This is a genomic window from Lentzea jiangxiensis, from assembly GCF_900104175.1.
In the GTDB taxonomy this organism is placed as follows: Bacteria; Actinomycetota; Actinomycetes; order Mycobacteriales; family Pseudonocardiaceae; genus Lentzea; species Lentzea jiangxiensis.
Window position 1 is genome coordinate 160,524 of sequence record NZ_FNIX01000012.1, and the last position, 14,879, is coordinate 175,402.

Genomic DNA, 14,879 nt, shown 5'->3' on the forward strand with positions numbered 1-14,879 from the left:
TCAAGCAGTCGAGGACTCCCCGGCGGCGTAGAGACTTGTAACCTGGCTCTACGGTCCGCGTGACCGAATCCCGGTTGCCACCTCGATGTGATCGACGACTGAAGTCAGGAATCCAAAGGAATCAGCCGTTTCATCGAACTCATGCGGACCGAGACGTGCGCGCCATCGTTCGCCAAGCTCATGGGTGCGTCAAAGTTATGGATGCCGCGGACCACAAGAGTTGAGTAACGCCGGCTGGCCCTCTGACAGATTTTCAACTCACCTCGTGACTGTGTAGGCGAACTGTGTAGGTTGTCGCTTCCCCGCGGGCTGCACGCGCCGCCAAGGTGGCGAGTGCAGCCGATCTCCGAGGGGACCCCATGAGCAAGCGACTGTCTTTGTTGTGCAAGGGAGTACTGCTGAGCGTCTTGATGGCGCTGGCCTCGACCTCGGTAGAGGCGGTGCAGCCGGAAAGCGCACTTGCGGCCGGAGCGCCGGTCCGGGCGAAGGGCCCGCAGGTGACGTCCAGACCTGACGTCGTGTCCGCCGCGGTGTCGTCGAGAGCGCAGGGCTCGAAGGTCGAGGTGGCGGAGTTGCGCACCGAGACCTCCACGACCTGGTCGAATCCGGACGGCTCGATGACGACCGAGGAGCACGGCGCGCCGATCCGCTTCAAGGACAAGGGCGGCGCCTGGACCGATATCGACCTGAACTGGCGCAGGGACTCGCACGGCGCCGCTTCGACCGGCGGACACCCGATGAGGCTCAAACTGGGAGGCAAGGCCTCGAAGGCCGGTACCTCGTTCGTCGCGGCCGCGCCTGACGCCGACCGGCAGGTGGACTGGGTCGCGCCGTGGACGTTGCCGGAACCCGTGCTGGACGGTACGAAGGCCACGTACGCCGAGGTCCAGCCCGGTGTCGACCTGGTCGTGCATTCCCGCCGTTCCGGCTTCGAGTACGACTTCGTGGTCAAACACCGGCTGGCGGCCGCACCGAGCTGGCGGATCCCGTTGCGGGTCAAGGGGCTGACCGTCGAGCCGCGACCGGACGGCTCGATCGACTTCGTCGACGCGGCGGGCAAGCCGCACTCGTCGATACCGGTCGCGTACATGTGGGACGCGAAGACCGACGAGCGCAGCGGCGAGCCGGTCAACCGGGCGAAGGTGGACCTGCGCGTCGAACGCGATGAGCTCGTCGTGACGCCGGACGCCAAGTGGTTCATGGACGCGGGACGCAGCTTCCCCGTCACAGTCGACCCCACCTACGCCGCGGCGACCGCGAAGCCGAGCTTCGACACGTGGGTGCAGACCGACTACTCCAGCGACCAGTCCGCGTCGGAGGAGCTCAAGGTCGGCACGTACAACGGTGGTGCCGTGAAGGCGCGCTCGTTCCTCAACTTCCCCACGGCGCCGTTCAAGGGCAAGCAGATCATCAGCGCTTCCCTGTCGCTCTACGAGACGTGGTCCTACTCCTGCACGGCCTCGGCGGTCGTGGTGAAGAGCGCTCAGCTCGCCTCCACGTCGACGCGGTGGACGGCGCAGCCCACGATCGGCGCCCAGTACGGGTCGGCGTCCTTCGCCAAGGGCCATGACAGCGGCTGCCCGGCCGGCCGCACGGCGGTGCCGGTCACTGACCTCGCCAGGGCGTGGTCGGGTGCGTCCTACGCGGTCGGCGGCATGGCGCTGATGGCGGGCAACGAAGCCGACTCGAACTCCTGGAAGCGGTTCCGCTCCAGCGACAGCGCCACCCCGCCGTTCATCTCCTTCACCTACAACCGCGCGCCTGCCACGCCGGCCAAGCCCACGATCGTCAACGCTGTCCCGTACGCCGCTCCCGGTGGCGCGACCTACCTCTACACGGCGAACCGGCGCAATTGGGTGTCTGCGAAGGCCACCGACCCCGACGGCAACACCGTGCGCTACAACTTCGAGTTTCACACCTCCACGGCGGGCACGGCCGCGACGCTGAAGGCCACCTGCACCAGTTCCACCTACCCGTCCGGTACGACGGCGGGGTGCCAGCCCAACGCCGACCTGCCCGACAACACCGCGATCGTCGTCAGGGCCAGGACCAACGACGGCACGCTGAACTCCGGCTGGTCGGAGTGGGCGCTGTTCCGGGTCGGCGCCGCCACCCCGGCCGCACCGGTCATCACCTGCCCGTACGCCAACGGTTCGTGGACCGACACCCCGCCGACCGCGACCTTCACGTGCACGATCACCGCGCCGGGCACCGGGTTCAACGCACCCGGCTACGTCAGGGTCGTCGTGGACGGCCAGCCGCGGCCGACGAACTTCACCGGTGGCGCTCCTGGCCAACTCAAGATCACCCCCTCGGCGGACCCGAACGTCGGGAAGGCGACGATCACCATGCCCGCCACACAGGGCCTGCACACGATCAAGGCTCAGGCGGAAACCCCGGCGGGCAAGTTGTCCGGCGCGGCCGGCTACTCGTTCGGCTATGGCGGCGCCACGCTGAGCAGCCCTGCGGTCAACCCCAGGCTCACCACCACCGGCGGTGTGCGGATCACCGCGTCCGGACCGCCCAAGGGCAGTTCGGCCACGCCGTCCGCCTCGTTGCGGTGGCGGTTGTCCGGCTACGGCGGCACCAGCGAGACGACCGGCTGGAACACCTCTGCCAACGCTCCGCTGACGGTGACCGACAACGGCGCCGCAGGCCTGACCGTGGCGGGCGTCTGGAACACCGCCGCGGAGACCCAGGACGGCCAGCTCGACTCCGATCCTGGTGCTGCGGGTGTGCAGCCGACCGAGCTCAACGACCGGGTGCCCGCGCTGCTGGACATCCAGGTGTGCCTGACCTACACCAGCACCACCCAGTGCACGTGGTCGCAGAGCAAGAGCACCGTTCTCCGAGTGCCGCACGCGTTCGGCAAGGGGTTCCCCACAGCCGACGCCGGCACGGGTGAGGTTGCGCTGTGGACCGGCGAGTTCCACACCCAGGAGACCGACATCGAGGTTCCGGGCTACACCGGTGACCTGACGATCTCCCGTTCGCACTCGACGTTCGCCGGTGCGACGGACACCGTGACCGGGGTGTTCGGCCCCGGCTGGACAGCGGAGTTCGACGGCGCCGAGGCAGGTGCCGGCGGGCTGCGGGTGATCGACAACACGCGGCTCGACGGCACCATCGTCCTGCTCGACGGCGACACCACGACGATGGTGTTCGAGTCGCCGAGCGGGAAGCGGCGCACCACCGCGACGCTGGAGGCCGGCACCTGGGTCGCCGCGGAGGAGGACGCCGCTCAGGCCAGAGCCAAGCTCACGGTGAGCGGTACCGGTGCTGCGACCACCATCGCCTATGTTGAGGAAGACGGCACCGCCACCACGTTCGCCACCACCGCGACCACCGCGCCGACAGCCACCGCGGCAGGCAGGTTCCGGCCGTCGGCCATCGCCGAGCCCGGCGTCGCGGGCAAGACCGCCTACCACTACGACGGCGCTGGCCGGGTCGCCCGGATCATCGCCCCGCCGGCCCCTGGAGTGTCCTGTGCGGACGCTCAGGGCGCCTATGCCGGTGCTCCGGGATGCCGGTCGCTGCGTTTCGACTACGGCAGCTCCGGTTCGTCGAACGGCCGGATGGTGGCCGCCTGGCTGGACATCTACCAGCCGGAGAAGCAAGCCATGGACTCGATCAAGGTTGCCGCCTACGGCTACGACAGCACGGGACGGCTCGCCGGCGTGACCGATCCGCGCAACAACCTGACCACCGGTTACGGTTACGACTCCGGCAATCGGCTCACCTCGGTGACGCCACCGGGCCAGGTCCCGATCCGGTTCAGCTACACCGCCGCGCCCAACGTGAAGCTCGCCGGGGTGCAGCGTGACCGGCCCGCCGGCGATCCGGCGGGCGGCACGGCGAATCTCGCGACGTTCGTCTACGACGTACCGCTCACCGGTGCGGGCCTGCCCGACCTGTCCGCGTCCTCAGTGGACCGCTGGGGGCAGGAATCGTTGCCGGTGAGGGGTTTCGCGGTGTTCGGTCCTGAGCACCCGGTCGGCTCGTCGCCTGCCGCGGGCGACTGGGAGTTCGCTCAGCTGCAGTACACCGACGGCCAGGGCTACACGGTGAACACCGCGGAGTTCGGCGCGGGCACGTGGCAGTACACCGCCACCGACTACAACGCCAAGGGCAACGAGGTGCGGGAGCTGGACCAGCGGGCCCTGCGGCTGATCATCGACGGGAAGCAGACCTCCGCCGACCAGCTCGCGTCGATCACCGTCTACAACGACGACCAGACGCTGATCACCGACACCTACGGGCCGACTCGCACGGCGGCACTGCGTGACGGCACTGTGCTGCCACTGCGCGCCCACCGCCGGATCGAGTTCGACCAAGGCGCGCCGAACAACGGGGTCAACCCCGCCTCCGGTATGCCGTACCGGCTGGCCACGACGGAGACCACGTTCGCGCACGACCCCGGCGCCGCCCGGGACGTCGAGCCGGTCAGCAGGACGCTGACCGACTACAACCCCGTGGTAGCGGGCGATCCCGACGGCTGGGCCAGCGGTCTGCCGAGCAGGACGATCACCGACGTCGACCTCGACGGGACGGTATCGGCCGCGGACGTGGGGGGCGTGACCCGCTATGACAGCGAGAACCGCGTGGTGGAAACGCGACAGCCCGCCTCCGACGGCACGGATGCCGGTACGACCAGGACCGTGTACTACACGGCCTCGGCGAACGGCACCGCGTGTGGTGGCAAGCCACAATGGGCGGGCTTGGTGTGCACCCGAGGTCCAGCTGCGGCGCCGTCCTCCGGTCCGCCGTTGCCGACGACGACCAACGCGGCGTTCAACTACCTCCTGGAGCCGTCCGTGGTGACGGAGAACTCGGGAACGGTCACGCGCACCCGGACCACCACGCACCTGCTCGACGGCCGGGTGTCGTCGGTGAGGACCGAGGTGACCGGGTTGGCCACCTCGACACCGAACACGAAGAAGGAGATGGGCTACGACCCGGCGACGGGTGCCGAGACCACGATCTCGGCGCTCAGGCCGGACGGCAGCGTCGCCTCGTCGGTGCGGACCACGTTCGACGGCTGGGGCAGGCAGATCGGCTACCAGCCCTCCGGCGAGTCGTCGACGACCCTGGTCTACGACGCCGCGGGCTCGGTGGCCACTGTCACCGATGCCAACGGGTCCACTCGCTACACCTACGACGGCACCGACGCCTCCGGTCAGGCCGAGCGACGTGGCCTGCCGACCAAGGTCGAGGTCACCACTGCGGGGTCGACGTGGACGTCGACCGGCGGGTATGACGCCAACGGCGATCTGGTCGTGCACAAGTTGCCGGGCGGACTGACCCAGAAGATCGAGCTGGACCACACCGGGTCTCAGGTCGGGCTGAGCTACGAGGGATCGGAGGGCGGCTGGCTGTCCTGGTCGCAGGATGTCGACGTGACCGGGCGGATCATGCGCGAGTGGACGCCCGATGGCGCGGCCTTCACCGGCCCGCCTGCCGAAGGCGATCCCGCCGACGTGGGTGACGCGGTGCCCTACGACCGTGCCTACACCTACGACGGCGCGAGCCGGCTCGTCGAAGTGCGCGACCGGACCGCGACGGTCACGGGTGTCGACGTGACCGACCCGGAGTCTGTCGTGCCGTGCGTGACCCGCTCCTACGCGTTCGACCGCAACGACAACCGGCTCGGCAAGACCACCAGGCCCGCCGCAGCGGACGGTTCCTGTGCAACCACGGGCGGGACGACAGTGACGCGCGCGTTCGACAGCGCTGATCGTCCGACCACGGACTACGGCTACGACGAGCTCGGTCGCACTCTGACCCTGCCCGCCGCCGACGCGCCACGACCGGCGGACGGCAATGTCACGATCGCCTACTACGACGACGATCAGGCAAAGTCGATCAGCCAGGGTGGCGTCACCACGTCGTTCACGTTGGACGCGGCCGACCGCCGGTCCGCTGAGTCCGTCGTCGACGGCAGCGAGTTCAGCACGACCACCCGGCACTACACCGACTCCTCCGACAACCCCACGTGGGTCAGCGCCGGGAGCTCGGCGCGCCGGTACGTCGAGCTGATGGGCGACGAGCTGTCGCTGATGGTGGACGAGAACGGTGCCGGCGCGCTGTCGATCACCAACCCGCGCGGCGACATCGTGTCCACTGTGGATCTGGCGACGCCCGCCACCACCGCGACGTCACTGCGCGACTGGAACACCTTCGACGAGTACGGCAACCCGGCCGCGGGCAACACCGGCCGGACCGGTCCCGTGCGGTACGGCTGGCTCGGGGGCCAACAGCGGGCGGTCTCCGGTGCGGGGCTCACGCTGATGGGCGCTCGCCTGTACAACCCGGCCAACGGCCTGTTCCTGTCGGTCGACCCGGTGCGCGGCGGCAACACCAACGCCTACAACTACCCGGCTGACCCCGTGAACAGGGTCGACACCGACGGCAGGATCAACAAGGCCGAAGGTGGTGGTGGCGGCTGCTGCAGCCGCAAGGGTCTCAGAAGTCTGTTGAAGAAGGCGAAGAGCGCGATCAAGAAGGCCACCAAGCGGGTCAAGAAGGTGTCGCGGAAGTACCAGAGCCGGTTGAAGAAGCTGCTCCGCAAGGCGAGCAGTTCGCTGCGGAGGATCAACGCCAACCGCGTGGACCCGGTGAAGATCCTGCTCTGCGCCATCGCGATCATGTTCCTGATCGGCTTCATCCTTTCCACCATCGCCGTTCTGACGTACACGCCGTGGTCGTTGCCGTTCATTTGGGGAGGTCTGCTCCAGGGATTCGCCTACTTTCTGGGGGCCATGACCGCCTGCCTCGTCTACCGCGGTCCAAGAGGGGGAGGCAAGGACTGACATGCGGCCAGTGCACGGCCCGCCCACCTGGGCGGGCCGTGCACTCAGCTCTCGCTGCGTCGCAACAGGTCCACGACCCTCTGCTCCCTGATCGGGTCGCCCAGCCGGCGCAGCAGCACCAGAGCCTCGGCCAACACCTCCCGTCCGGCGTCGAGCTGGCCCGCGACGAGGAGGGTCTCGCCCAGATCCGCCAGCGTGTTGGCCTCGCCGGGCGCGTCGGCGATCCGGCGCCACTGCTCGGCGCTGCGCTGCAGGGACTCGATCGCTTCGGGATACCGGTGGTCCGCGCGGAGTGCCAGGCCCTGCACGACGAGCGCGTACGCCATGCCGTGGGCGTCGTCCAGCGGCTCGAGGTGCGCTACGGCGTCCGCTAGATGTCGATGCTGTGTGGCGCGGTCACCAGTCAGCGCGTACAGCTCGGCGAGGTTGACCATCGTGATCCCGCACCGGCGCAACGCCAGGCCGCGTTCGCCATACGCGATCGCTTCCTCGATGGCTCCGCTGAGCCTGAACACGTAGCAGGCGTTGTTGAGCGCCCTCGCGGTAATGTCGTCGTCTCCGTGTTCCTCCAGCAGCGCGACGCTATCGCGAATGTGTTGTCGTGCGGCGCGGAAGTCGCCGTCGCCGCGGTGCGCCAGTTCCGCTTCCGCGAGGGCCAGGTCGCTGAGCAGCGACGCGCGCGCCAGCCGGTCACCCGGCTCCGCGAGGGCCGCCTGACACACCTGCCGCCAGTCCCGCCACAGCCCGCGGGAGCGGTAGAACTCGAACAGCCCCAGAGCGAGGCCGGCGATGAGCGCCCGGTCCACCTCAAGATCCGCCTCGGCCTGCTGCACCACCGCGAGCAGGTGGGCCCGTTCTCCGTCCAGCCAGCCGAACGCGTCGGCGACCTCCGGTAGGGCGGTCGTGCGCGGTGCTCTGGCGAGCCTCGGTGAGCCGGCGCTCGACCGGGCGAGTCCGAGCCACGTGACCGCGCAGTACAGGTCGAGCACGCGGCTCACCGCCGCGGTGCGCTCGGCAGGGCTCGCCAGTCCGGCTCCGTACACCCTCAGCAGGTCGTGCAGCCGGTAGCGGCCGGGCGCCGGTGTCTCCAGCAGGCAGGCAGCGACCAGTCGTTCGAGCAGCCGTTCGGCCTCCCGTTCGCCGAGACCGAGCACTGCGGCCGCCACCGGGACGGAGAGGTCCGGCACCGCGGGCCAGGCGAGCAACGGGTACGCGGCCGCGGCGGCGCGGTCCACCGGGTCCTCGCTGCTCGTCAGACCGTCGATCGACAACGCGAAGCAGGCCTGCACACCGGTCTCGTTCTGGTCCAGTTCCTCCAACCGGCGCTCCGCGTCCGCCAGCCGCTGCGCCAGGTAGGACACCGGCCAGGCAGGCCGCGACGCGAGCCGTGCACCTGCCAGCCGAACCGCGAGCGGCAACCGGCCGCAGCGGCGCACCACCTGCGATGCCGCGTCCGGTTCGGCGGCCACCCGTTTCAGGCTCCCCGACACGGCCAGCAGGTCGATGGCGTCCGGTTCGGCGAGGACGTCGAGGTGCACCTGTCGCGCCTCCCGCACGGCCAGCACCGCGCGGCGACTGGTGATGATCGCGGCAGAACCCGCTGTGCCCGGCAGCAGCGGGGCGACCTGTCCCGAGTCCACGGCGTTGTCGAGCACCAGCAGGACGCGCCGACCGGCGAGCTCGGTCCGCAGTCGTGCGGCGGCCTCGCCGATGGTTGCGGGAATGTTGCTGCCCGCCACACCGAGTGAGCGCAAGAGCAGCCCCAGGGCTTCGAGGGGCGGCACCGGCTCACGGGCGCCCTGCAGGTCGACGTACAGCTGGCCATCCGGGAAGTCGGCCGCGAGCAGGTGCGCGACGTGCACGGCCAAGGACGTCTTCCCGACCCCACCCATGCCGGTGACCGACAGGACCGCAACGGCCGCCGGGTCCCGCAAGACCTCCATCACCAGGTCGGCCTGTTCGGAGCGCCCGGTGAAGTGCGGGACGTCCGCGGGCAGCTGCCGCGGCGTGGAACGGGTCGGACGCCGCGGTGTGCCCTTGCGCGAGGCGGCCCGCTCGAACTGTTCCCGTTGCGGCCCCGTCAGACCCAGCACGCCGACCAACCGATCCACCGTGACGGCCTGCGGATACCGGCGGTCTCCGCGTTCCAGCGCGCCGACCGCCTGCTCACTGAGCCGAGCTTTCTCCGCGAGCGCCTGCTGGGTCATCCCCGCCTCTACACGGTAAGCACGCAACAGCTCGCCGAACGTCTCGATCACGTCCCCAGTCTGCCCGTCCAGCGCCCCTGCGCTGGGCTGTACGGCGGATTCCACTTCATTGCCGCATCGATCGGCCACCTCCTCGAACTGCCCGGTTCCTGACACCTGTTGGGCGCCAGAAGGTGGCTCAACGTGCCTGATCCGCAGATCACGCAGCTGCAGGGTTCGTACTCGTTGATCAAGTCGCCAAGCACTCGGCGATACCCGTAGAGCGGACGACCGCCTGGAAACCGGCCCTGCTGACTGGTCTGCGCCCGCATCGCCTCGAGCACGCGCTGCCGGGCGCGGGCCACCTCCCGCTGAGCCTGCGCACCGAGCAACACCATCAACGCCTGATGAACCGGGCCATCCAGTTCCGCCGTCGAGCGTGAGATCAACACAGCTCAGCGTCCAGGACCAATGCCCGGCGTGTCACTCCCCGGCGAACGTTCGTGATCACCGCACTAGGACGTTCATCAGGTTGACGGGCGGGAACGAACTGGGCCTGATCGCGCTGTTGAGATGACCAGGTTGCGTCACCCATCTCGGTTACGGGAGGGTGCCGATCGAACGCGAATCGTGACGAGTCCCCCTGCCTGGGCTCGGCTGTGGTTGTCGAGGAGCGACAGTGACGGACCTGGTCGGTCGAAGGGTGGAGTGCGAGGACCTCGTCCGTCTGGCGGAGACCAGCCGGGACGAGGGTGCACAAATGGCTCTTGTGCGTGGTCCGAGGGGAATCGGCAAGAGCAGCTTGCTGGCCGCGGCTCAGCGGGAGATCGGCTCGGGCGACGTGACAGTTCTGTGCGCGAGCGGCCGTGCCGTCGTCGCGGAGTACGGGTCGGTGCGCGAACTGTTCGCGCCGCTGGGGGTGGACCTGGAGAGCGTCGGGCAGGCGGACGACTACGCCGTGTTCCGCCGGTTGTACCGGATCGCGGTGGACGTGATGGCGGACCGGCCGCTGGTGATCGTGCTCGACGACGCGAACGCCTGTGACGAGCGGACGTTGCGGTGGATCGATTTCCTGTTGCGGAGGTCTGCCGAGTTGCCGCTGGTGGTCGTGCTGGCCTGGCAGCCCGGTGTCGTCGAGCGGGCCGATCTGCTGTTCGCGGACATGGCCGACATCGGTCCGGTGACGACGATCGACCTCGCGCCGCTGTCCGCGTCGGACGTGGTGGCGGTGGTCGAGCGGGCTTTCGGCCGCATGCCCGATCCGTTGTTCGCCGAGACGTGCGGCCTGCTCACGGGTGGGAACCCGTTGTGGTTGCACGACTTGCTGGCCTCGTTGCGCACGTGTGACGTGCGTCCGGACGAGAGTGGGGTGCAGCGTGCCCGGGAACTGGGGCGGCAGCTGGTCGCCGGGCGCTCGCCGGATCTGTTCGAGGAGCCGGGAGGACACGTTCGCCAGGTGGCTTGTGCGATCGCCGTGCTCGGTTCCGCCGACGTCCGGACGGTGGGCAGGGTTCTCGAGGTGCCGGAGCCGTTCGTGACGAGCGCGGTGGACGTGTTGCGCCACAAGGGAGTGCTCGCTTCCCGGGAGCTGGAGTTCCGGCACGAGGACATCGCCGACGTCGTGTTGTCCGCTGTGCCGGCCAGGGGGTTGGCGGAACTGCGTCACCGGACCGCGGCGGTGCTGAACGACGAGGGTCGCCCGGCCGAGGAGGTCGCCGAGCAGCTCGTACGGCTACCTGAACTACCTGAGCCGTGGATGTTCTGCACTCTGCGGGAAGCGGCGGCGGCCGCCGTCCGGCGAGGCGCTCCGGGGTCGGCCGAGCGGTATCTCACGCGGGTTCTCGAGCACGTGCCGGGCCATCCCGCCACCTTGCTGGAACTGGCGGACGTGCTGGTCATGATGGGGCCCGCAGTGGCGTTGCCCCGGCTGACCGAGGTCGTCGACCAGATGACGGACACCGGCGAGAAGGTGAGGATCCTGTGCCGGGCGGGGCTCATGGCGGTCGCGGCCACCTGGTCGGAGGCCGCGTTCGAGCGGCTCGCCGTGGTCCTGGACAAGGGTGAGAACTCTTCGATCGACAGCGAGTTGCTGCCTCAGTTGCATGCCGTGCTGCTGGCCGTGGGGCTGCGCAAGCAGGCCAGCACCGCGCGGCTGCTCACGCACTACCGGCTGCCATCCCGGCGGGTGTTCACCACCTCGTCCGGGCGGTTGATCTCCGGTGTCGCCGCCCAGGCCGAGATGCTGGCCGGTGAGTCCGTCCGGTCGGCGGTCGACCTGGCCAGGCTGAGCCTGGTTCCCGGGCCCGTGGTGCACGCCGGGCCCGCGCTCGCCGCCGCGGCGGTGCTGGGGCTGTCCGGTGAGCCTGCCGAGGCGTTGGCGGCCCTGGACAGGCTGATCACCACGACCGGCGCGGACGGCGCGCTCGACGTCCAGTCGCTGGCGCTGGCGACCAGGGCGGGTCTGCTCGACCACACCGGTGATCTCACGGAGGCCCATGCCGACGCACGGACCGCCTTGGAGGTCGCCGAGCGGGCGATGACGCCGGTGGAGGTCGAACTGCCCTGCACGGCCATGGCGTCGATCCTGCTCAAGCGCGGCGACGTCACCGAGGCCGAGGAACACCTGGACCGGGTGGGAGAGCCGCGGTTCGGCTCGACGTACGGACCCGTGATGGTCATGAAGGCGGCTGTTCGCCGGGCCCGTGGTGACCTCACCGGGGCGTTGGACCTCCTGCTCGAGTGCGGGCGTCAGCTGACGACCGCGGGCGTGCACAACCCCGTGTGGGCTCCGTGGTGGCTGGATGCCGTCTGTCTGCTGGTGCGACAGGACCGCCGCGGGGAGGCCGTCGAACTCGCCGAGTACGGCGCCGAACGCGCCCGGCGGTGGGACACCCCCGAAGCAAGGGGACTCAGCCTGATGGCCAGTGGAACGGCGGCCACCGGCGAGGTGGCGGCGGAGTTGCTGGGTGCCGCGGTGACGGTGCTGTCCGAGTCCCCTGCCCGGCCGCTGCACGTCCGCGCGGTGCGTCTGCTGGGCGAGTCCCGGTTGTCGGACGGTGACGCCAAGGGAGCCCGCGAGCACCTGCGGACCGCCGTCACCCTGGCGATCCGGCTGGGAGACCGTGCGGCGGCGGCCGAGGCGAGGGGCCTGCTCGTCCTCGCCGGTGGACGTATGCCGAGACTGGGCGCGCGGCCGGCGGACGCGCTCAGCGGCCGTGAGCGGCGGGTCGCGGAGCTCGCCGCGGCCGGCGCCACCAACCGCGAGATCGCCGAGGAGCTGTTCGTGACGGTCCGGACCGTCGAGAGCCATCTGTCCAATGTGTACCGGAAGCTCGGTGTCGAGCTGCGCACGGACCTGCCCGCCACGCTCGGACCCGGTCTGCGCACCGCCTCGGCATGACGGGACTCGACGTCATCGAGACGGCACTCTGTCTCACCCGGTCAGGCACGGGCTCACTCGTGGTGCTCCGGGGACCGTTGGGCTGCGGCCGCTCGGCGGCGTTGAAGGACGCGAAGCGGCTGGCGGAGAGGATGGACGTCCGGGTGCTGCGGGCGGCCGGGGCCAGGCAGGAACGGCACTTCCCGTTCGGCGTGGTGCACCAGCTGGCCGGGGAGGAGCTCTCGGGTCCGCCGCGACCAGGTGGTCTGCATGAGCTGCTGGTCGCGGCCGGCCCTGCTCTGGTCACTGTGGACGACCTGCAGTGGGCGGACGAGGAGTCGGTGCGCGCGCTCGCGCGCTCGGCCGGCCGGCTGGACCGGATCCCGGTGGTGATGCTGGTCTGCGTGCGCGACGGCGACGTGGGGTCCGGCTCGTCTCTCGTGGAGCAGGTCGTTCGCCAAGCGGCTCATGTCGTTGCGCTGGAACGCCCACTCCTCGCGGAGAGTTCGAAGCGGAAGGTCGTCGCCTGCCTGCGTGCGCAACCTCCGTGGGTTCGTTCCGTCCTGGACGCGATGGCGGTCCTGGGGGACGACTCGGACGTGGGGTTGATCGCGTCGCTCGCGGAGGTCGACGAGGTCGGGTGCACGACCGCGCTGCGGGCGATGGACAGGCTCGGCCTCGTCGACCGGCCGCCGCGGTTCGCCCACCGCGTCGTGCGGGAGGTGGTCGAGGAGACCATGGCTCCCGCGGACCGGGTCCGGCTGCAGGCCGTGGCCGTTCGCCTGCTGCATGACGCGGGCAGGCCCGCCGAGGTCGTGGCCGGGCGGCTGCCGGCCGTCACGGTCACCCAGGGGCCCTGGGCCGTCGAGGTCCTGCGGACCGCCGCCGCGGCCGCGATGGAGCGCGGCGCGCCTCTGACCGCTGTGGAGTACCTTCGCCGCGCGCTGCTCGAGCACCCCCGGGCCGGCGCGAGGCGGGCGACGTTGCTCCTCGAACTGGCCGCCGCGGAGCGTGGCGTCGATCGTGCCGCCGCCGCGTCGCACCTGTCGGTCGCGGCTCAGATGGTGACCACCACTCGGGAACGGGCCGCGATCGCGGCGAGGATCGTGCCGGGGGCCCTGGTCGAGGCGTCTTCCGCGGTGCGGGAGGTGGTCCGGGGTGTCGAGAACGAGCTGCGGGTGGCGCAACCGCACGACGAGGTCCTGGGTGACCTCGCACTACGCGTCGAGGCTCGGTCGCACCACGCCGAATGCATGGCGCGACACAGGTTCGTGAGGTGCGTCGACCGACTGGGCGAGCGTCCGGACGAGCCCTTTCCGACGACGAGCGCGGGGCGCGAACTGCTGTCGGTGCGGCTGCACTGCGCGACGATCGCTTCGGTGTGGCGTGCCGATGAGGTCGCGGCGGTCGCGGAGCGGGTGCTGGCTCACGCACCTCCCCTGCCCGGTCACGTCCACACGCCGATCGCGACCTTGGTGACCACGTTGTGCGCGGCCGGCTCCCTGGACGCCGTGTCCGTCTGGCTGGACAGCGCGATGGAGCGCTCGCTCACCGCCAACGCCGTCGCGGAACAGGTCTTCATCCAGGCTGAACAGGTGTCGGTGCTGCTGCACCGCGGCCGGATCACCGCGGCGCGGAGCAGGGCGGAGAACGTCCTCACCGCGGCGGGGACCCGCGGTCTCGCCTCCGAGGTGCTGGTGGCACTCGCCTCGGTCGCGTGGGAATCCCGGGACGACCACCTCGTCAACCGGCTGGTCCCGCTGGTCAGGCAGAGGACGCACATCCCGGCGCTGTCGGTCGCGCACCAGATGCTGTGCGGTGTGGCGGCCGCGGACCCCCAGGCCGGGCTGGCCCACCTGCGGGACGCGGGCAGTCAGGCGGAGGAGCTCGGCTGGCGCAATCCCGTGTTGTACCCGTGGCGGTCGGAGGTGGCCCGGATCCTGTGGCGCCGGGGTGACGTCGCGGCGGCGCGGGAGCTGGCCGTGGAACAACACGCGCTCGCGCTGCGGTGGGGTTCGGCGGCCGGCGTCGGAAAAGCGTTGTGCCACCTCGGATCGATGATCGAGGGGGACGCCGGTGTCGCGATGCTGCGCCGGGCCGTGAGCGTTCTCGAAGGTTCGGCCAACCGCTTCGAACTGGCCAGGGCGCTGTGGCAGCTGGGCAGGCGGACGGGAGACCGCCACTGCGTGGCGCGTTCCTCGCTGATGGCCGTCGAGTGCGGGGAGAGGCCACCGGTCGCCTGGGAGGAACCCGCTACGGGCCAGGGCGACGGCGGGCGCGACCTGACGGGGGCGCAGCAGCGCGTCGTGGAGCTCGCGCTGGCAGGCCGTTCCAACCAGGAGATCGCGGACTTCATGCAGGTGGGTGTGCGGGTCGTGGAGAAGCACCTGACCAACGCCTACCGCAGGCTCGGCGTGCAGGGCCGCAGCGGGCTGTCGGCGGCCCTGCACGGTGGCGATCCGGTTCGTTGACGTCTCATATGGGAGGAAATAACCTCCCGGTGTG

At 70.3% G+C, this 14,879-nt stretch carries 4 protein-coding genes; 3 read left to right on the forward strand and 1 reads right to left on the reverse strand.

All coding sequences use genetic code 11. The features are described 5' to 3' along the window. The first annotated feature begins 359 nt into the window (after positions 1-359). On the forward strand, positions 360-6,809 hold the full coding sequence (locus BLQ91_RS27140) for a DNRLRE domain-containing protein (RefSeq protein WP_090101086.1): 6,450 nt from the start codon (positions 360-362) through the stop codon (positions 6,807-6,809). 44 nt (positions 6,810-6,853) lie between these two features. Here the strand turns inward: BLQ91_RS27140 and BLQ91_RS27145 are convergent, their stop codons facing one another. Further along, complete coding sequence (locus tag BLQ91_RS27145; protein WP_090101088.1) at positions 6,854-9,067, reverse strand: ATP-binding protein; 2,214 nt, start codon at positions 9,065-9,067, stop codon at positions 6,854-6,856. 607 nt (positions 9,068-9,674) lie between these two features. Here BLQ91_RS27145 and BLQ91_RS27155 point away from each other — a divergent pair. Then, a complete protein-coding gene (locus tag BLQ91_RS27155; RefSeq protein WP_090101092.1) occupies positions 9,675-12,395 on the forward strand; it encodes a helix-turn-helix transcriptional regulator in 2,721 nt (906 codons plus the stop codon). Continuing rightward, positions 12,392-14,845 carry a helix-turn-helix transcriptional regulator gene (locus tag BLQ91_RS27160; protein WP_090101095.1) on the forward strand — a complete coding sequence of 818 codons (2,454 nt, stop codon included), beginning with the start codon at positions 12,392-12,394 and terminating at the stop codon, positions 14,843-14,845. Before BLQ91_RS27155 ends, BLQ91_RS27160 begins: the two co-directional genes overlap by 4 nt. Positions 14,846-14,879 lie beyond the last annotated feature (34 nt).